Source organism: Lentzea sp. NPDC092896 (assembly GCF_044754905.1).
In the GTDB taxonomy this organism is placed as follows: Bacteria; Actinomycetota; Actinomycetes; order Mycobacteriales; family Pseudonocardiaceae; genus Lentzea.
This window is the reverse complement of sequence record NZ_JBIVPX010000001.1, coordinates 2,082,731-2,101,085: the sequence shown is the minus strand read 5'-3', so window position 1 is coordinate 2,101,085 and position 18,355 is coordinate 2,082,731. Positions and strand designations below refer to the sequence as shown.

Genomic DNA, 18,355 nt, shown 5'->3' with positions numbered 1-18,355 from the left:
GCGGACTGTGAAGTCCGCAGGCCCCGGCTCGTCGTCACTTGTTCAGCGCACCGCCGACGATCGGCAGCACCACCTTGCTGACGCCCAGCGACACCTTGAGCGAGACACCACTCGCCGCCGTGTCCGAGGCCAGGTAGGCGTTGTGGTTCGTGACGAGCACGATCCCGATCCGGTGCCCGGCCGGGACCAACGCGTCACGCGCGTGCAACTTCCACGTGACGTCCGCGGTGGACCCGTTGGTGGGCAACGGGGTCGCGGACTCCAGCGACAACCGGTTCTTGGCGTCGATCGCGCCCTTGGTCAGCATCGTCGCCGACACCGCCTGGATCGACACGTCCGGCGGACGCGCGCAGCCGGTCTTGTCCCGAAGGTCGTTGCGGCCGCACACCTCCGTGGACAGCTGCAGCGGACTGCGTTCCGACAGCACCGCCTGCGTGCTCGGGCCGTAGTCCACCAGCAACGCCGTGAGCGGCGTCGACGCACGGTTCGACGCGACCCGCACCGTCAGGCTGACCTCGCCGGACAACCGCGCGTCCTTCGTCAGCGGTGCCGTCACGTAGGCCAGCCGGCTGGTGTTCGCCGCCTCCGGGTTGGCCATCATGGTCGTCTCGCTGATGTTCGCGTTCGTGCCCAGAGTCTGCGTGCCACTGGACACCGGCGTGGTGGTCAGCGAACCGGACATGCCGTTGGCCGCGGGACCGAGGTACAGCGTGGTGTCCTTCGTGTCCGGCCGCGGCCAGGCAGCGGCCTGTTCCCAGCTGCCGTCCGGCTTCTGCACGTCGGCCATCGGCTCGTCCATGATCCCGTTGTCCGCGCCCTTGAGCCAGTGGTCCATCCACAGACCCATCACGCGCTGCCACTCGGCCTGGCGGAACGAGATCGGGTCGAGGTGACCGCCGCGGTGCAGCCAGATCTTGCGCGGCACGTCGCGGTCCGCGAGTTCCTTCCACCAGCGGCCGAACTGCGACGGCTTGACGTTCCAGTCCGCCTGGCCGTGCACCGCGAACACCGACGCGGTCACGTCCTTCGCACCCACCCGGTAGTCGCGGGCCTTCCAGAACGACGTGTAGTCCCAGGACTCGTCGCCGTCGTCCGCGGAGAGCTTGTCGAACACCGGCTTGCACTTCGCCTTCTGCGCCGAACTCACGACGTAGTTGGCGAGGAAGGTCGGGTAGTTGGACTCCCAGCCCTTGTACCCGATGCCCTGGTCACGGGCGTACTCGTACCAGCTGGAGATCGCGGCGATCGGCACGATCGTCTTCACGCCGGGGATGTTCGCCGCGGCCGCCGCGTTGGGCAGCGTGCCGTTGTAGGAGACGCCGAGCATGCCGACGTTGCCGGTGCTCCAGCTCGCGACCGCCGCCCGGCCGTCCGCGTAGAACGCCTTCGCCCGGCCGTTGAGCCAGTCCACGACCGCACGGACGCTCGCGGTGTCCTCGGGGCCGCCGGTGGTCGGGCAGCCGGTCGACCGGGAGGTGCCTTGCATCTCCATCTCGACCACGGCGTACCCGCGCGGCACGAAGTACTCGTCGTACCAACGGCCGAAGCCGCGCGGCACGTTCGTGGCCGACGCGGCAGCGGCACCCAGCCCGTAGTACGGACTGGCCTCCATCACGATCGGCACCCGCTCGGCCGTGTCGGGCCGCATGACGTCGGCGGCGATCCGGTCGAGCGTGCCGTCCGCGTCACTGTCGATGGTGGACTCGACGTAGACGGTCTCGGTGATCGCCGCGGCGGCAGGAGCCGCGGCCGAGACAGGCGTGTAGATCGTCGCGGCCACGATGACACTGGCCGCGACGAGGTAGACCCTTCGCATGTGTTCCTCCGTCGGAGGGCCCGATGAAGCAGCAGGGGTACAACATTTCGGGCCCTGCGAAGGAATCTCACCGAACTCGGCGGTGTCGCCGGTACGGCCGAAAGATCTGAACCATTCCCGGTCTTACGCGGCGACCAGTTCCTTGTCCTTGGCCGGCGTCTTGACCTTCGGCTTCTTGTTCGGCAGCGACAGGCGGAAGACCTTGTGCCACGCCGAGAAGACCTGCTTGGGCAGCGGGCCGGTCACGTAGTCCAGCTCGTACTTCTCGAACAGCGCCCGCACCTTCACCGCGACCTCGGCGTACCGGTTGCTCGGCAGGTCCGGGAACAGGTGGTGCTCGATCTGGTGCGACAGGTTGCCGGTCATGAAGTGCATGGCCTTGCTGCCGCTGATGTTCGCGGAGCCCATCATCTGGCGCAGGTACCACTGACCGCGCGTCTCGCCCCTGATCGACCGGCGCTCGAAGGTCTGCACGCCCTCCGGGAAGTGCCCGCACATGATGACCGAGTGCGACCAGAGGTTGCGGATCAGGTTCGCGGTGAACGTCGCCGCGAGCGTGGTGAGGAACGACGGGCCCGACAGCAGCGGGTGGATCACGTAGTCCTTGAGCACCTGCTTGCGGATCTTGCGGCCCACGGCCTTGGCCCGCGCGACGAACTCGGGGTTCTTGCGGCGGCGCTTGTGCAGGTTCTTGCCCAGCTCCAGGTCGTACGCGGCGATGCCGTACTCGAAGAAGCACGCGTTGATGAAGTTCCACAGCGGCTGCGCCAGGTACATCGGGTGCCACTTCTGGTCCTCGTCCACGCGCATGATGCCGTAGCCGAGGTCGTTGTCCTTGCCGATCACGTTCGTGTACGTGTGGTGCAGCTCGTTGTGCGAGTGCTTCCACTGGTCGGCCGGCGAGACGTGGTCCCACTCCCAGGTGGTGGAGTGGATCTTCGGGTCGCGCATCCAGTCCCACTGGCCGTGCAGGATGTTGTGACCGATCTCCATGTTGTCCATGATCTTCGCCACGGACAGCCCGGCGGTGCCGATGATCCACGCCGGCGGGAAGAGCGAGAACAGCAGGATGCCCCGGCTGGTCAGCTCCAGCTTCCGCTGGATCGAGATGACCTTGCGGATGTACGCGGCGTCCTTCTCACCACGGCTCGCGATGACCTCGTCGCGGATCGCGTCGAGTTCGCGGCCGAGCTCCTCGATCTGCTCGTCGGTGAGGTGGGCGGTGGGATCGATGGCGGTCATGTAGCTCGCTTTCCGGGGAGCAGTGGCTGGGGGTGGGCCACTTCGCGGGGGGAGGACTGAATGTCTGTGGTGGGCGCTAGCGTTCGAGTTCGCAAGGGCCCGCGGCGGCGGACACGCAGGTCTGGACGAGCACGTGGGCGGTGGGGCTGTCCGAGGCCTCGGTGATCTCGCCGGTGCGCAGGTCCCGCACGGCGCCGGACTTCAGCGGCGTCACGCAGCCGAAGCAGATGCCCATCCGGCACCCGGACGGCATCAGCACACCGGCCTCCTCGCCGATGTTCAGCAACGGGGTCGCGCCGTCGGCCTCGACGGTCTTGCCCGTCTTGCCGAACGTGACCTCGCCACCCTCGCCGGCGACGACGACGGTGGGCCGGAAGCGCTCCATGTGCAGGCGCTCGGCGACACCGTGCTTCGCCCAGTGCTCCTCGGCCGCGTCGAGCAGGCCGGTCGGACCGCAGGCCCAGGTCTCGCGCTCGGCCCAGTCGGGCACGAGCTTCTCCAGCTCGGCGACGTCGAGCATGCCGTCGGTGTCGGTGTGCAGCTCGACCAGCGTCAGCGCTTCGTCGGCCACGAGGTCGTGCAGGTCGTTGCGGAAGATCACGTCTTCCTTGCGCGGCGCGGAGTGCACCATCACGACGTCGGCGAACTTCGTGTCGCGCAGCATGCCCATCACGGGCGTGATGCCGCTGCCGGCCGTCAGGTAGAGCACCTTCGCGGGCTTGGCCGCGGGCAGCACGAACTCGCCGGTGGCCTGGTCGAGCTGGATGACCGTGCCGGGCTTGGCCTTGCGGACCAGGTGGTTGCTGACCTTGCCGTCGGGAATGGCCTTCACGGTGATCGTGATGCGGCCGTCGGCGCGGCTCGTCGGCGATGTCACCGAGTACGCACGCCACAGGCGCACACCGTCGACGTCGATCCCGACCCGGACGTACTGACCGGCGACGTGACCGCGCCAGCCCTTCCCGGGCCTGATCACGATGGTCGCGGCATCGTCTGTCTCGCGGTGCACGGCCTCGATGCGGCCGCGCAGGTCAGCACCCGCTCGAAGTGGGCTGACCAGGTCGAGGTAGTCGGACGGCAGCAGCGGCGTCGTGACCAACTCAAGCAGTTTCCACGCCCTGCTGCGGAGGGCGGCACTAGTCATGACTCCAGCTTGATAGCCCCAGGGCGTAAAGTCCTGTCCGTAGGACGTGAATCTGCCGGGCTGGATTGTTCGCAGGGAACAAATCGTGAGTCATGCAATGAGGAGGGCCACCGAACTGGCCCTCGATGAGAAGACCGTCACCGCGCTGAGGGCGGTGCTGAAGACGACCGCCGACGAGGTCGTCCGGGCCATCATCGACGAGGTGCCGAGCTACGCGAACGCGCTTTCCGGACGCATGGGCGGCACCATCCGCCGCGCCGTTCGCACGGCGCTCGGACACTACCTGGACCTCGCCAGCGGCGCAGGTGGAGGCGGCGGCGCCGGCGACGCGGCCTACGAACTCGGCCGCGGCGAGGTGCGCGACGGCCGTTCGATGGACGCCCTGCTCAGCGCGTACCGCGTCGGCGCCCGCGTGGCCTGGCGAGGCCTGGCCGCAGGCGCCGTACCAGCGGGTCTGCCCGCCGCCGAGGTGGCGAAGTTCGCCGAACTGACCTTCGCCTACATCGACGAACTGTCCGCCGCCAGCGCCGCGGGCCACGCCGACGAACTGGCCGCGCGAGGCCTCGCCCACGAGCGCCACCTAGAACAACTCGCCCGCGACCTGATGGCCGGCGCGAGCACCGAGGTGCTGCTCGCGGCCGCCCAACGGGCCGGATGGCAACCGCCGACCACGCTGACCGTGGTCCTGCTGCCCGCCTTCCAGGCCCGCCCCGCCTACCGCCTGCTCGACCCCAGCACGTTGGTCCTGGACGACCTGCCCGACTCGACGGGCGTATTGCTCGTCCCCGAGGCCGACCGCTCCCACCTGCTACGACAGCTCATCGGCCGTAACGCCGTCGTCGGTCCGGCCCGCCCATGGACGCGCGTCACCGCCTCGTACGCACGGGCAGTACGCGCGCGCTCGCTCTCGCTCGACATCCGCGACACCGAGGAACACCTCGCCGCTCTCGTGCTGAGCGCCGACCCCGACGCGTATGCCGACCTGCGAGCACGCGCACTCGCTCCGCTGCTGGCACTGCCGGCCACCTCCGCGCAGAAGCTGGAGGAGACGTTGCGCGCCTGGCTGCTGCACCAGGGCCGCCGCGAGGACGTGGCGGCCGCGCTGTTCGTGCACCCGCAGACCGTCCGGTACCGGATGGGGCAGCTTCGCGACCTGTTCCCGGACCTCGGGTCTCCGCTGCGGGTTCTGGAACTGACGCTCGCGGTGGGGCTGCCGCCGTCGACGGATTAGTTTCGGTCAACACTGAAGCTATTGAACAGCTTGAGTTCGATCTCGTCGGGGGCTCGGCCGGTCTCCCGGGCCCACCTGGCGAGGAGCCCGCAGTAGCGCTCGTAGGTCTCCACCGGCCAGGGGCCTTGGCGGTGCAGCGAGGCCCAGCCGCACTCGTCCCGCAGCCGGGTCGCCACGACGCGGTCGAGGATCAGGCACGGGTGGTCCGGCGCTCCCCCGCCGGCGAAGTACAGGAACTTCGTGAAGAACGACGGGCCCAGGTACCGGATCGCATTCCTGTTCCCAGGCCTGAGCAGCGCGAACGCGGAGGCCGGATCACTGCGGGACAGGTCCGCGGCCCTGGTCAGCAGGTCCTCGCAGCGGGGAACGTCCGCCGCGATGCTGGTGAGTCTGCGCGCGTTCAGCCGCAGGTAGCTGCCCGATCCCCAGGCCAGCGTTCGCCACAGCAGGGTGAACACGTCATCACCTGGCGCCCCAACCTGGGCCCTGGTGAGTGCGTCTTCGGTCGGCGGCCTGCCAGGAAGGTGACGTGCGCCGATCTCGTCACGCCACCACTCGGTCTTGATACTCACGCGCTGTTTGAGGAAGGTCTCGTCACGGGGCGACTTGGGAACAGCCCAGTCCGGCAGGAGCAACGTCGAAAGGTCCGTCATCGGCACGTCGCCTGCATCGCGCACGACATCGACCACCGTTACCCGCCGAGTGACGGGCGTCACAACATTCCGAGAACCTCCGCCGCCCCAACCCCGTCTTGCCCATCAAGACCGGAATCACTTGAGGGAGAACGGGATGCAGGCGATCGAAGCCGACGGCCTGGTCGTGCGCGTGGGCGGGCGCAACGGCCGCAACGCGGTGAACGGGCTCAGCCTGAGGCTCGGCCGGGGTGTGCACGGGCTGCTCGGACCGAACGGCGCGGGCAAGACGACGCTGATCCGCACGCTGGCCACGGTGCGGTCCCCCACCTCGGGCACGTTGTCGTTGCTCGGCACGCCGGCGGACGGCAAGCTCCGGACCGTGCGGCGCAGGCTCGGTTATCTGCCCCAGCACTTCGGCTACTACAAGCGGTTCAAGGTGCGGGAGTTCGTGGAGTACCTGGCTTGGCTGAAGGAGATGCCGCCCGCGCGGATTCCCGGTGCCGTGCGCACCGCGCTGGAACGGGTCGGGCTGACCGACCGCGCCGAGGACCGCATGAAGTCGTTGTCCGGCGGCATGGTCCGCAGGGCAGGCATCGCGCAGGCCATCGTCAACGACCCCGAGGTCCTGCTGCTGGACGAGCCGACGGTGGGGCTGGATCCCGCGCAACGGCTGCGGTTCCGCGAACTCGTCGCCGAGCTGGGCCAGCAGGCCTGCGTGCTGATCTCGACGCACCTGGTCGAGGACGTCGCGGCCGCGTGCACTGATGTGGTGCTCGTGTCGGAGGGATCCCTTGTCTTCCAAGGGACTCCCGCCGATCTCACCGCCGCGGGATCGGCCTCTCACGTCGGCGACACCCCGATCGAGCGCGGCTACTCGGCGTTGATCAGCGCGAATCCCGCCGGCGGTGCCTGGTGATCGCGTTGCGCATCGAACTACGGCGCTCGACCGCGCTCTGGGCAGGGTTGCTCGTGCTGGTGTCCGGCGCCGGAATGCTCGCGCTGGTCATGTCGTCGAGCGTGCGGTGGACGGGCAACTCGACGTCGGCGGTGCTCGCGCTGCGGCTGCCGCTGGCCTACGTGTGGGCTCTCGTGGTCGGACTGGCCGTCTTCCAGGGCATGCGGGACAGCCGTGCCGGGGTGACCGAGCTGTTCGCCGCCACCTCCCGTCCCGGCTGGGTCCGGCTCGGCACGCTCGCCTCCGCCGTGGCTGGTGTGGTCGCGGTCGCGACGGTGCTGCTCTGCGCGGGACTGGTGACCAACGTCGCGCTCGGCGGCGGGTTCGTCTCCGCCGGGTTCGTCCCGCTCCTGGTGACGGTCGTGCTCGCCCTCGCGTCGAGCGTCCTGCTGGGACTCGCGATCGGCCGGCTCCTGCCGCACCCGTTGACGGCGCCCGTGGCACTGGTGGCGACGTTCATGGTCGCGACCACGGCCGGGCGGGCGCTCGAAGCGAACGCTCCCGGCGACGAGATCTCTCCCCTGGCTCTGCTCACGCCCGTGATGGACGCGCCGAGCTCCGACCTCGTCACGACCTCGACCTCCGTCGACCTCGGCCAGATCGCCTGGTTCACCGGCCTGGGCGTGACGGCGTTCCTGCTGCTCGTCGCACGGACCCACCTCGGACGGCTCGCGGCACTCGTACCGGCAGGGCTGGCCGCGGTCCTCGCCCTGTCGATCATGCCGGTCAAGTACTCCGACGTGCTCGTCGCGGACTCGATCGCGAGCAAGCTGGTCTGCGAGCGGACGGTGTGCCTGAGCCAGGCGCACGCGGACGACCTCCCCAGGACCGCCTCGGTGGGACGGGACGTGCTGGCCAAGCTCGCCGTCCTGCCGGACGCGCCCACCGAGATCCACGAGGACACCTCGGCGATGGCGCACCTCACCGCTCCACAACGCGACCAGAAGATCGTCTACGTGCCGTCACAGGGCTACCCCCGCGCACTGACCATGACCGACGGGCAACTGCGGCTCGAACTGCTCGCCGGAGCGGGCGTGGCGGGATGCTCCGGCCCGAACACCTTCAGCACCTCCGAAAGCGTCGTCCGCTACCTGACGGCCGGCTACTTCAACGGCGAACTGGCCGAGCTGGCCTCCGAACCTCTCATGTGGAACAACAGCAGGCTGCGCGGCGAGATCGACCAGGCCTGGCAGCAGTTCCGCGGCCAGTCCGCACCGGAACAGCTCGACCGGGTGGCCCAGGCACGGCAGATGTTGCTCACGTGCCAGGACTCCGAACGCGTGCTCGACGTGCTGAAGGCAAGCCGATGAGGCCGCTCGCGTTGTACGCGCAGTCGCGTGCGGTGCCCGCCGCGCTGGTGATCCTTCCCGTCGTGGTGCTGATCGCCTGGTCGGCGCTCCACTCACCGTGGACGCCCTTGAGCGCTTCGCTGACCTGCCTGGCCGCCGTGGTGGTGACCACGGCCGGCCTCGCCGGCCAGGACCCGGAACTCGACAGGTCGACCGCGATCCCCTGGCCGCTGTGGCGGTTCGGGCACCTCCTGCTCGCCACGGTGGTGGCCGCGGCTTCGGTGCTCTTGGTGCAGAAACTCGGCCAGGAGCCGTTCGAGGCGGCGTTCGTCGTGCGCGACACGGCGGGCATGGTCGGCCTGGCCGGACTGGCGGCCGCCGCCGCGGGCGCCCGGCTCGCCGCCACCGCCCCCGTGCTGTGGTGGGCGGTGGCGGCGATCATGCCGCCGAGCGCGTCGCTGACCGGCCGGATCGTGACGTGGCCGCTCGGTTCGCCGGACGACGCGGCGACGACGTGGACCGCGGCTGTGCTGTTCGTGGCCGGGATCGTCGCCTACAGCGCACGCGGCGGACGGCGCTGACCTACGCGAGGTCCTCGATCGCGATGTAGTCGGCGATCGCCTGCTGCCCCACGATGTTGGCGTGCACGCCGTCACCCGTGTCGTACCGCGGGTTGACGGCGTTCGGCCTGATCGGGTCCTCCAGCACCTGCTCGAAGTCCTGCACCGACGCGCAGGCGTCCGAGCAGTCGCCGCCGCGCTTCACGAAGTCGTTGACGGCGTGACGGTCCACGTTGTTCTGGTCGCTGTAACCGGGCCGGGGCGTGATCGGGGTGACGTGCACCGCGATCCCGGCCTTGCGCAGCCGTTCAAAAACCGTGCGGTAACTGGTGAGAATGGTCGCGGCGGAGCATCCGTTCGCGAGGTCGTTCGTGCCGTAGTAATAGATGACGTCCGTGACGCCGTGCAGCGCGAGGACGTCCCTTTCCAGTCGTGACAACGCATCCAGGCCGACGAACGGCGCCGGGGTGTTCGGGCAGACGGCGCTCGTGGTGCCACTGATGCCGGCGTTGGCGACGGCGAGCTGGGGACGTGACGAGGCCACGATCCGGCGGGCCAGCACGTCGGCCCACCGCTTGTTGGTGCCGAGTTCGGTGCAGCCAGGGCCGCAGTTGGTGCTGCCCACGCCGTCGACGACCGAGCTGCCGAACGGCACGATCGTCCCCTTCAGCAGAGGGTTGAACACGTCGACCGCGCTGACCAGGTAGGTCGACTGGGTCTTCTCCGTGTACGCGGCGCCGACGTCGGTGGTGTGGTCGCCCGAGCCGGACGGGGTCAGGTAGTTGTCGCGGAACGCCGACTCGTGCCGGCCGGGCACGACGTCACCGGCGACGTGCATGCTGACGGCGAGATCGGTGCCGGGCTTGGTGGTCACCGTCGTCCGGTCGCTCCACAGCTCGCCCCCGGCGGGGATGGTGACGGCGCGCTGTCCTCCGAACGTCAGGTCGCGCGTGCCTTCCACAGCCGCGCCGCCGACGCTCACCGCGACCGTCGTGCGGTCGATCGTCAACGGCTGCGTTCCGAACGTGTTCTGCACCCGGATCCGGACCGCGCTGCCGCCCTGGCTGAGGTGCGTGATCATCCGCAGCGACTGGTCGTGCAACGTCACAGGGGCGAGGTGCTGCTGCGACTGCGCCCACGAGGTGAACCACAGGGGACGGCCGGCCGCGGCCGCTGGTGTCAGAAGCGCGCCCACGACCAGAACCGTGGACACGACGGCAGGGATTCTCATACCCAGGTTCTTATCGCTTCGTGACGATCACGTCACGTCTTGTAATTGCCTGGTAAGGGCTCAGGTCACCAGACCGCGGCGGTAGGCGTAGACGACGGCCTGCACGCGGTCGCGCAGGTCGAGCTTGGTGAGGATGCGGGACACGTACGTCTTCACCGTCTCCTGGCTGATCACCAGCGCCGCGGCGATCTCGCTGTTGGACAGACCCTCCGCGATCAGCTTGAGCACCTCCAGCTCACGCGGCGCGAGCTGGGTCTCCGCGACCTCCTCGACGGGCCGGATGCGCGCGGCGAACCTGCCGACGAGCTGCCGGGTCACCTCGGGAGCGAGCAGGGCGGCGCCGCTCGCGACGGTCCGGATGCCCTGCAGCAGCTGGGCCGGGGGCGCGTCCTTGAGCAGGAACCCGCTCGCACCGGCCCGCAACGCCTCGTAGACGTACTCGTCGAGGTTGAACGTCGTCACCACGAGGACCTTGACGGGGTCGGGCACGCCGGCGCCCGCCAGCAGCCGGGTCGCCCCGATGCCGTCGAGCACAGGCATGCGCACGTCCATCACGACGACGTCCGGATCGAGCCTCCTGGCCAGTTCGACCGCCGCGCGCCCGTCCCCGCACTCCCCCACGACCTCCAGGTCGGGCTGGGAGTCGATGATCGTGGCGAACCCGGTGCGGATGAGCGCCTGGTCGTCGCACACCAGCACGCGGACGGGTGCGGTCACGCCGGATTTCCCGCGGGGATGCGCGCGTGGACGACGAAACCGCTGTCCCGTTGCCCCGCCGAGAACTCGCCGCCCAGCACGTCGACGCGTTCGCGCAGCCCGGCCAGACCGCGCCCGCTGCCGCCGACCGCTGTGGACGACCTGGCGCCCTCGGTGCCGACCTCCACGGTGATTTCCCTTTCGCCGTAACGCACGTACACGTTCGTCGGGTTGCCGTGCGCGTACTTCAGCGCGTTCGTCAACGCCTCCTGCACGACCCGGTACGCCACGGCCTCGGCGCTGCCCGCGTCCCGCACGGCCTCGCCCTCCTCGGCGAACTCGATCGGCTGCCCGGCGAGCCGGGTCTGCTCGACCAGCGTGCGCACGTCGCCGACGGATTCCGGGTTGTGGTCCGGGTTCAGCAGGTCGAGCAGGTGCCGCAGGTCGGTCAGCGACCGCCGGCCGGTGTCGGTGATCGCCTGCAACGTCTGGTCCAGCCGCTCGGGTGCCGCGGTCAGGTACCGCGCGGCCTCCGCCTGCACCACCATCGCCGTCACGTGGTGGGTCACCACGTCGTGCAACTCACGGGCGATCGAGGTCCGTTCCGCGACGCGGGTTGCCGCGGCGACGTGCCGGCGGCGTTCCTCCTCGGCGCTGCGCGAGAGCCGCAGCCACGCGCCGATCCCCCACGCGGCGGCCAGTGCCAGGTAGAACGTGACGAACCCGGCCACGCCCTCGGTCGACCCGCGGAGGTCCAACCCGACGGCCAGTCCCGCATACCCGATCGAGGCCGCGATCACGGCCGTGCGCCGGTGATGCGACAGGTGCAGCCCGGCGCTGATGAGCGCGATGGGCAACGCCGTTCCGCCAACGGTGTGGTAGCCGACCAACTGGTCCACGGCGAACGCGATCGACACCAGCGCGAGGCAGACCACGGGCCACTTGCGGCGCACGACCAGCGGCAGGCACTCGAGGGCGATCACCGCGATCGCGAGGGCGTCGAACGGCCGGTTCGGCAGGCCGCCGAGCTGGGTTCCCTTGTCGTGCAACGCGGGCACCACCGATCCCAGCACGAGCAGCAACGCGAGTGGCGCGTCCTGGACGCGGACGTCCCAGCCGCGCCACCGCTGGAGGCTGATCACGCGCCGAGCGTAGCGGCCGACGCGGCACGACCCCGGCGCGGCACCAGGTTGCCCCTGCGCTTGGCCAGCCACAGGAACACGACCGTCACGACCACACCGGTGAGCACCGAGTACGCGCTGGCCTCCGGCCCGAACTCGCCGCCGGTGACGATCGCCGATCCGGACGTGACACCGTCGAGCAACCCCTGCGGCGCGTCCTGACCGGACACGCTGGTGCTGAAGATGCCGCCCTGGGCGAAGTTCCACGCGAAGTGCACCCCGATCGGCACCCACAGGTTGCGCGTGGCGGCGTACACGGCGGCGAGCATGAACCCGGCCTCGACCGCGATGGCGACCGAGCTCCACAGCGTCGCGTTGGGGTTGAAGTAGTGTGCCAGCCCGAACAGCACGCCGCTGAGCCCCAGCGAGATCCACGTGCCGAGGCGTTCCTCGACGATCCGGAACAGCACACCCCGGAACATCAGCTCCTCCGTCACCGCGGCGGCCGCCATGAACCCGAAGATCGCGACCGCGCCGGTCAGCGACCCCCAGCCGCGCACCTCGTAGTCACCGAGGAAGGCGATGTTCACGATCACCGCCACGAACATCCCGAGTCCGATCAGGACACCCCTGCCGAGCGCCGCCGGAGCCGTCCTCCGCGCGACCTCGACCGGTTCACGGCGTTCGGTCTTGCGCACCACCCAGGCGTAGGAGGCCAGTGCCAGCACGGCCGCGGCCACACCGACGATCAACGTCAGCGGCGGGTTCCAGGTCACCGCCTGCACCGCCGTGCCACCGAGGAACGAGACCAGCACCACCACGACCAACTGCTTCAGAAATCGCATGACCGGAACGCTAGGGATTTCGCACGTCAGGAACGTCCCCGCGCGGTGGACATCCGCTTGTAGCTCCTACGGGGGACATGGAAGCGCTGAGCGCCGCGGACAGCCAGGCGAACGGCATGAACTCCGCGGCCTCCCGCGCCGTCCCGTCGATGATCGCCACCAGCGACTGGTACCGGGTGTACGGATCGGTGGACGTGGCGGCCTCCTCGATCGACTCCAGGTAGATCTGTTCGATGCCGAGCATGTCGGCCGCCAGCTTCGCGCGGTGCTCGGGACTGTCCGGGATCTCGGTGATCTCCTCCATGTGGGCGGCGTGGAGACCGGCGATCTCGCGTCCCAGCGGTGAGTCGGCGGGCGCACCGGATCGCTGCGCCTCCTGCGCCCGCACGAGGATCGCGCCTCCCCGTTCGAACACACCCACCATCTCCGCGGACGTCATCATCGCGGCGCCGGGCGAGGAGAAGGTCTCGCGCAGCGCCTCCTTGACCTCGCGCCGGAAGTCCGCGTCCTGCAGGAGGTTCGCCAGCTCGATCCACGCCTCCACCTGCTCGGTGGCCGGTTCGTCCGGCAGGATCAGGCGACCGTTGCGCATGAGCCCGAGGAACTCGGAGCTGACTTCGAGGCCCTCGCTGATCTCGTTCCAGAAGTCGTCGAACAGCCGGTCGCGCTCGTCGTCGGACATCCCTGCCAGCTTGTGCATGAGGATCACCTGCTCGGCCTCGGTGTCCTGCCGCGCGATCGTCCGCAGCACGGCCTTCCTCGAGCGGATGCGGCGGGCTTGGTCGTCCAGCCGGGACAGGTGCGCCGTCGCGAGGTCGGACAGCGTCACCCGTCCCTCCAGCAGCCGCCGGATGTCGTCGAGGCCCGCGTCCAGTTCGCGCAACGTGCTGACGAACTCCAGCCGGGCGATGGCGTGCACGTCGTAGAGCCGGTGCCCGCCCGCGGTGACGTCGGCAGGCGCCACAATTCCCTCGTCGGAGTAGAACCGGATGGCACTCACGCTCAGCCCGGTGCGGCGTGCCACCTCTCCGATCGCGTACAGCCTGATGTCGTTCATGAGGCCAGTGTCGAACCTCGAGCCGCTTGAGACGCAAGCCCGGACGCCCGGCTTGATCTTTACTATTGCTTTACCTATGCTTCGCGGCGAGGGGAGTACTTCCCAAGCGCCTGCCCGGTCAGTACGGACATCCGATGGTGTCCTCGGGAGGCCACCCGCACCGGGTGAAGGAGACCTCGAACGATCGTTGTTCGAGGAGGATCTGTGCCCGTGGAATCCGTGGCGTCGCCCGGTTTGTGGTTCGTGAGCATCGCGGCGCTGCTCGCCCTGCTGGTGGTCGACTTCCTGGTCACGCGCCGCCCGCACGAGGTGTCCGTCAAGGAAGCCGCGGGGTGGTCGGTCTTCTACCTGACGCTGCCACTGGTGTTCGGTCTCTGGCTGTGGTTCCAGTTCGGCAGCGGCCAGTCGCTGGAGTTCGTCACCGGGTTCGTGGTGGAGAAGTCCCTCTCCGTCGACAACCTGTTCGTCTTCATGTTGCTGCTGGCCGCGTTCAGCGTGCCGGCGGAGATCCAGCAACGCGTGCTGCTCTACGGCATCGTCGGCGCGTTGGTGCTGCGCGGCATCTTCATCGCCGCCGGCGCGGCCATGCTGTCGGCCGGGACCTGGGCGTTCCTCGTGTTCGGGCTCGTGCTGCTCGTCTCGGCGGTGAAGATCCTGCAGACGGCGCTCGCCGGTCACCAGGAGACCAAGGACACCTCGAAGATGCGGTCGGTGCGGCTGCTGCGCAGGTTGATGCCGGTCACCGACGACTACCGCGGTACGAAGATGACCGTCGTCGAGAACGGCCGCAGGGCGCTCACGCCGCTCGCGATCGTGGTGGTGGCGATCTTCGCGACCGACGTCGTGTTCGCGATCGACTCGGTGCCCGCGGTGTACGGCATCACCGAGGACCCGTACCTGGTGTTCACCACCAACGCGTTCGCGCTGCTCGGCCTGCGCGCGCTGTACTTCGTGCTGCAGTCGTTGCTCGCCAAGCTCGTGCACCTCAACCACGGCCTCGCGATCATCTTGGCGTTCATCGGGGTGAAGCTGGTGCTGCACTGGGCGCACGGCGTCTGGCCGGCCGTGCCGACGATCCCGACCCCGGTCTCGCTGGCCGTCATCGTGGTCACACTCGGCGTCGTCACGCTGACCAGCCTTCGCTCGCGTCGCACGGAGGAAACGGTCCCCAGCCCGTAGGTTCGACGGATGCAGGAACAGCCTCTGGCCATCGAGGTGCGCGGCGCGCGGGTCCACAACCTGCGCGACGTCGACGTCACGGTGCCGCTGCGCAAGCTCGTCGCGATCGCCGGCGTGTCCGGTTCGGGCAAGTCGTCGCTCGCGATGGGCGTGCTGTACGCGGAGGGGTCGCGGCGCTACGTCGAGGCGTTGTCGACCTACACCCGGCGCCGGATGTCCCAGGCACCGCGCGCGGCCGTCGACAGCGTGCGGCACGTCCCGGCGGCGCTCGCCCTGCGGCAACGGCCGGGCGTGCCGGGGGTGCGCAGCACGTTCGGCACCTCGACCGAGCTGCTCAACGTGCTGCGCCTGCTGTTCTCCCGGCTCGCCTCGCACCGCTGCCCGAACGGCCACCAGCAGGCGCCGACGATCGACGTCGCCCTGGAGGTGCCGCTGACCTGCCCGGTCTGCGGTGTCACGTTCTCCGCGCCGGGTGCGGAGGCGCTGGCGTTCAACTCCGACGGCGCCTGCCCGCACTGCACCGGCACCGGCGTGGTCCGGGAGATCGACGAGGACCGGCTGGTCCCGGACCCGTCGCTCACGATCGCGGGCGGGGCCGTCGCACCGTGGTCGTTGTTCGGGCTGGCCGTGATGCCGGAGGTCGTCGGGGAGTTCGGCGTGCGCACCGACGTGCCGTTCGCGGACCTGACCGACCAGGAGCGCGAGATCGTCCTGCACGGGCCGGCCGAGAAGCGGAAGATCCGCGTGCCGTCCAAGAACGGCAGGCTGTTCGACCTGAACTTCACCTACCGCAACGCCACGCTGGCCGTGCGGGAGGCGCTGGACAACGCCACCACCGAACGCGGCCTGAACCGCGTCAACAGGTTCATCACCACCCAGACCTGCCCGACCTGCCGCGGCACCCGGCTCAGCGAGCAGGCGCTGGCACCGCGCGTCGACGGGATCGACCTCGCCGAGGCCACCGCCCTGACCCTGGACGACCTGGTCACCTGGGCGCCACTGGTCGAGAGGTCCCTGCCGCCGGACATGGTCGCGATGGCCCAGAGCATCGTCGGCCAGCTGCTGGGCACCGCGCGGCGGCTGGCCGAGCTGGGGCTGGGGTATCTGAGCCTCGACCGGGCGTCCTCGACCCTGTCCACCGGCGAACGGCAGCGCGTCCAGCTCGCGCGGGCGGTGCGCAACCAGACGACCGGCGTGCTCTACGTCCTCGACGAGCCGTCCATCGGCCTGCATCCGTCCAACGTGGACGGTCTGCTCGGCGTCGTGCGGGATCTGTTGCGGGACGGCAACTCCGTGGTGCTGGTGGACCACGACGTCCAGGTGCTGCGCGAGGCCGACTGGCTGATCGAGATCGGGCCCGGTTCCGGAGCGGAGGGCGGCCGCGTTCTCACGACCGGGGACGTCGCCACGCTCGCGGACGACCCGAACTCGTTGCTGGGCGGCTTTCTCGTCGGCCGCGAACCGGTCGTCGTGCGGCCTCGGGTCAGCGAAGAGGAGATGTTCGAGCACGGGCGCATCCACCTCGCCACGCGCCCGTTGCACACCGTCCACGCCCTCGACCTCGCCCTCCCGCAGGGGCGGCTGACCGCGGTCACCGGTGTCTCGGGTTCGGGCAAGACCACGCTGGTCCTGGAAAGTCTCGTACCGGCGCTGCGGGCCAAGAACTCCGGCGACCCGTTGCCCGCCTGGGTCGCGTCGGTGGACGCCGGGGCCATCACGCGGGTGAACGTGGTCGACGCGACGCCGATCGGCGTCAACGTCCGCTCCACCGTCGCCACCTACAGCGGCGTGCTGGACGACCTCCGCCGTGCCTACGCGGCCGACGCGGACGGGCTCACGGCCGGCGACTTCTCCTACAACACCGGCTCGCTGCGCTGCCCGCGTTGCGAGGGCACCGGCGAGGTCTCACTCGACGTGCAGTTCCTGCCCGACGTCGACATCGCCTGCCCGGACTGCGAGGGCACCCGCTACTCCCCCGCCGCCAGCGCGTTCCGCCGAACCGAAGGCGGGCTCACGCTGCCGGAACTGCTCGCGCTGACCGTGAGGCAGGCCGTCGAGCACGTCGCCGACATGCGCCGGGTCCGCACGCGGCTGCGGTCGTTGATCGACCTGGGCCTGGGCTACCTCACGCTCGGCGAGGCCACGACCGCGTTGTCCGGCGGCGAGGCCCAGCGGCTCAAGCTCGCCTCCGAACTGGACCGCGACCAGGCGGACGCGCTGTTCGTGCTGGACGAGCCCAGCGTCGGCCTGCACCCGCTCGACATCCGCACGCTGCTGTCGGTGATCGGCCGTCTCACCGGCAAAGGCGCGACGGTCGTCGTCATCGAGCACGACCTCGACATGATCGCGAACGCCGACCACGTCGTGGACATGGGTCCCGGCGGTGGCGCGGCGGGCGGCACGATCGTCGCCGCGGGCACACCGGAGCAACTCGTGCGGGCACCCCAGAGCCTCACCGGCCAGTACCTCGGCAAACACCTCACGCATTAGCGGACAAGTGTCCGATATCGTGGAGACATGCCTGCTCGCCCTGACACCGGCCCCGACTTCATCGAGGCGCTCGCCCGCGGCCTGGACGTGATCCGCGCGTTCCGGCCGTTGCGGCCGGTGATGACGCTGAGCGAGGTCGCCACGGCCACCGGGCTCGCGCGACCGACCACGCGCCGCATCCTGCTGACGCTGGCCGAGCTCGGGTACGTGCGGCAGGGCGAGGCCGGCTTCGCGCTCACGCCGAGGGTGCTCGAACTCGGCGTCGCGTACGTGCGGTCGATGGGCCTGTGGGACGTGGCCCGCCCGCACATGGAACGCCTGTGCGCCCGCACCAACGAGTCGGTGTCGATCGCGCAGCTCGACGGGTCGGACATCATCTACGTCGCCCGCGTGGCCGTGCCGAAGATCGTGACGCTGTCCGTGCAGATCGGCACGCGGTTCCCGGCGCTGTCGACCTCACTGGGAAAGGTGCAGCTCGCCGCGTTGCCGCCGGCCGAGCTGGAGGCCGTGCTCGCGCAGCCGACCCGGTCCGGGCTGACGCCGAAGTGGCAGCCGGACGCGGCCGAGCGCGACGCCGTGCTGCGGGACGTGCGGGCGCGCGGGTGGGCGTTGACCGACGAGCAGCTCGCGCTGGGCATCCGGTCGGTCGCGGCGCCGTTGCGGGACGGGAACGGCACGGTCGTCGCCGGGATCAACGTCAACTGCCACGCGTCGGAGACGTCGGTCGAGCACATGGTCGAGCACCACCTGCCCCTCCTGCTGCAGGTCGCGGGCGAGATCAGCGCCGACTTCGCCCGGCTCGGCACGGTGCCGCACGAGGTCGTCGCGTCCTGAGGGTTGACCTGAGGCCGTTGAAGGTTGACG

The 18,355-nt window shown here is 69.8% G+C and carries 16 protein-coding genes; 7 read left to right on the top strand and 9 right to left on the bottom strand.

Annotation, left to right across the window (positions count from 1 at the left end):
* Positions 1 to 34: 34 nt before the first annotated feature.
* The 3 genes from ACIQF0_RS09275 to ACIQF0_RS09265 all read right to left on the bottom strand — a co-directional run bounded on the left by ACIQF0_RS09275 (position 35) and on the right by ACIQF0_RS09265 (position 4,202).
* The gene (locus tag ACIQF0_RS09275) at positions 35 to 1,816 is read right to left on the bottom strand and encodes a CocE/NonD family hydrolase (RefSeq protein ID WP_401026511.1); all 1,782 of its coding nucleotides are present in this window, start codon (positions 1,814 to 1,816) and stop codon (positions 35 to 37) included.
* 123 nt (positions 1,817 to 1,939) lie between these two features.
* A complete protein-coding gene (locus ACIQF0_RS09270; RefSeq protein ID WP_401026510.1) occupies positions 1,940 to 3,058 on the bottom strand; it encodes a fatty acid desaturase family protein in 1,119 nt (372 codons plus the stop codon).
* 76 nt (positions 3,059 to 3,134) lie between these two features.
* Entirely contained in the window at positions 3,135 to 4,202 is a 1,068-nt protein-coding gene (locus ACIQF0_RS09265; protein WP_360029872.1) for a ferredoxin reductase, read from the bottom strand.
* Positions 4,203 to 4,287: 85 nt separating this feature from the next.
* Here ACIQF0_RS09265 and ACIQF0_RS09260 point away from each other — a divergent pair, with 85 nt between their 5' ends.
* Positions 4,288 to 5,433, top strand: coding sequence for a helix-turn-helix domain-containing protein (locus tag ACIQF0_RS09260; RefSeq protein ID WP_401026508.1), 1,146 nt, complete (start codon positions 4,288 to 4,290; stop codon positions 5,431 to 5,433).
* On the opposite strand, the gene ACIQF0_RS09255 is transcribed toward ACIQF0_RS09260, so the two are convergent.
* Positions 5,430 to 6,086, bottom strand: a complete 657-nt coding sequence (locus ACIQF0_RS09255; protein WP_401027769.1) for a hypothetical protein — start codon at positions 6,084 to 6,086, stop codon at positions 5,430 to 5,432. The genes ACIQF0_RS09260 and ACIQF0_RS09255 overlap by 4 nt on opposite strands.
* Positions 6,087 to 6,222: 136 nt before the next feature.
* On the opposite strand from ACIQF0_RS09255, the gene ACIQF0_RS09250 reads away from it, so the two are divergent.
* The 3 genes from ACIQF0_RS09250 to ACIQF0_RS09240 are packed head-to-tail and all read left to right on the top strand — an operon-like array spanning position 6,223 to position 8,893.
* A complete protein-coding gene (locus tag ACIQF0_RS09250; protein ID WP_360029869.1) occupies positions 6,223 to 6,984 on the top strand; it encodes an ABC transporter ATP-binding protein in 762 nt (253 codons plus the stop codon).
* On the top strand, positions 6,981 to 8,333 hold the full coding sequence (locus ACIQF0_RS09245; protein ID WP_401026506.1) for a hypothetical protein: 1,353 nt from the start codon (positions 6,981 to 6,983) through the stop codon (positions 8,331 to 8,333). The genes ACIQF0_RS09250 and ACIQF0_RS09245 overlap by 4 nt, the downstream gene beginning before the upstream one ends.
* Entirely contained in the window at positions 8,330 to 8,893 is a 564-nt protein-coding gene (locus ACIQF0_RS09240; protein WP_401026505.1) for a hypothetical protein, read from the top strand. Before ACIQF0_RS09245 ends, ACIQF0_RS09240 begins: the two co-directional genes overlap by 4 nt.
* A 1-nt stretch (position 8,894) precedes the next feature.
* Here the strand turns inward: ACIQF0_RS09240 and ACIQF0_RS09235 are convergent, their stop codons facing one another.
* Genes ACIQF0_RS09235 through ACIQF0_RS09215 form a run of 5 tightly spaced genes read right to left on the bottom strand, consistent with a single transcriptional unit; the run spans position 8,895 to position 13,822 of the window.
* A complete protein-coding gene (locus tag ACIQF0_RS09235) occupies positions 8,895 to 10,103 on the bottom strand; it encodes a GDSL-type esterase/lipase family protein (RefSeq protein WP_401026504.1) in 1,209 nt (402 codons plus the stop codon).
* Positions 10,104 to 10,163: 60 nt separating this feature from the next.
* Complete coding sequence (locus ACIQF0_RS09230) at positions 10,164 to 10,820, bottom strand: response regulator (RefSeq protein WP_401026503.1); 657 nt, start codon at positions 10,818 to 10,820, stop codon at positions 10,164 to 10,166.
* Positions 10,817 to 11,941 carry a sensor histidine kinase gene (locus tag ACIQF0_RS09225; RefSeq protein WP_401026501.1) on the bottom strand — a complete coding sequence of 375 codons (1,125 nt, stop codon included), beginning with the start codon at positions 11,939 to 11,941 and terminating at the stop codon, positions 10,817 to 10,819. The genes ACIQF0_RS09230 and ACIQF0_RS09225 overlap by 4 nt, the downstream gene beginning before the upstream one ends.
* Positions 11,938 to 12,765: a lysostaphin resistance A-like protein gene (locus ACIQF0_RS09220; RefSeq protein ID WP_401026498.1), complete on the bottom strand. Its 828-nt coding sequence runs from the start codon at positions 12,763 to 12,765 to the stop codon at positions 11,938 to 11,940. Before ACIQF0_RS09220 ends, ACIQF0_RS09225 begins: the two co-directional genes overlap by 4 nt.
* A 10-nt stretch (positions 12,766 to 12,775) precedes the next feature.
* Positions 12,776 to 13,822 carry a MerR family transcriptional regulator gene (locus tag ACIQF0_RS09215; RefSeq protein ID WP_401026496.1) on the bottom strand — a complete coding sequence of 349 codons (1,047 nt, stop codon included), beginning with the start codon at positions 13,820 to 13,822 and terminating at the stop codon, positions 12,776 to 12,778.
* A 204-nt stretch (positions 13,823 to 14,026) separates the two neighbouring features.
* Between ACIQF0_RS09215 and ACIQF0_RS09210 the strand changes: the two genes are divergently transcribed.
* The 3 genes from ACIQF0_RS09210 to ACIQF0_RS09200 are packed head-to-tail and all read left to right on the top strand — an operon-like array spanning position 14,027 to position 18,325.
* Complete coding sequence (locus tag ACIQF0_RS09210; RefSeq protein ID WP_401026493.1) at positions 14,027 to 15,001, top strand: TerC/Alx family metal homeostasis membrane protein; 975 nt, start codon at positions 14,027 to 14,029, stop codon at positions 14,999 to 15,001.
* Positions 15,002 to 15,010: 9 nt separating this feature from the next.
* On the top strand, positions 15,011 to 17,491 hold the full coding sequence (locus ACIQF0_RS09205) for an excinuclease ABC subunit UvrA (protein ID WP_401026490.1): 2,481 nt from the start codon (positions 15,011 to 15,013) through the stop codon (positions 17,489 to 17,491).
* A gap of 27 nt (positions 17,492 to 17,518) precedes the next feature.
* Complete coding sequence (locus tag ACIQF0_RS09200; RefSeq protein ID WP_401026487.1) at positions 17,519 to 18,325, top strand: IclR family transcriptional regulator C-terminal domain-containing protein; 807 nt, start codon at positions 17,519 to 17,521, stop codon at positions 18,323 to 18,325.
* The last annotated feature ends 30 nt before the right edge of the window (positions 18,326 to 18,355 follow it).

What these genes read in the sequence shown, in the direction of transcription:
- ACIQF0_RS09275 (WP_401026511.1), bottom strand. Translation starts at nt 1,816, where the DNA reads ATGCGAAGGGTCTACCTCGTCGCGGCCAGTGTCATCGTGGCCGCGACG.
- ACIQF0_RS09270 (WP_401026510.1), bottom strand. Translation starts at nt 3,058, where the DNA reads ATGACCGCCATCGATCCCACCGCCCACCTCACCGACGAGCAGATCGAG.
- ACIQF0_RS09265 (WP_360029872.1), bottom strand. Translation starts at nt 4,202, where the DNA reads ATGACTAGTGCCGCCCTCCGCAGCAGGGCGTGGAAACTGCTTGAGTTG.
- ACIQF0_RS09255 (WP_401027769.1), bottom strand. Translation starts at nt 6,086, where the DNA reads ATGACGGACCTTTCGACGTTGCTCCTGCCGGACTGGGCTGTTCCCAAG.
- ACIQF0_RS09250 (WP_360029869.1), top strand. Translation starts at nt 6,223, where the DNA reads ATGCAGGCGATCGAAGCCGACGGCCTGGTCGTGCGCGTGGGCGGGCGC.
- ACIQF0_RS09240 (WP_401026505.1), top strand. Translation starts at nt 8,330, where the DNA reads ATGAGGCCGCTCGCGTTGTACGCGCAGTCGCGTGCGGTGCCCGCCGCG.
- ACIQF0_RS09235 (WP_401026504.1), bottom strand. Translation starts at nt 10,103, where the DNA reads ATGAGAATCCCTGCCGTCGTGTCCACGGTTCTGGTCGTGGGCGCGCTT.
- ACIQF0_RS09220 (WP_401026498.1), bottom strand. Translation starts at nt 12,765, where the DNA reads ATGCGATTTCTGAAGCAGTTGGTCGTGGTGGTGCTGGTCTCGTTCCTC.
- ACIQF0_RS09215 (WP_401026496.1), bottom strand. Translation starts at nt 13,822, where the DNA reads ATGAACGACATCAGGCTGTACGCGATCGGAGAGGTGGCACGCCGCACC.
- ACIQF0_RS09205 (WP_401026490.1), top strand. Translation starts at nt 15,011, where the DNA reads ATGCAGGAACAGCCTCTGGCCATCGAGGTGCGCGGCGCGCGGGTCCAC.
- ACIQF0_RS09200 (WP_401026487.1), top strand. Translation starts at nt 17,519, where the DNA reads ATGCCTGCTCGCCCTGACACCGGCCCCGACTTCATCGAGGCGCTCGCC.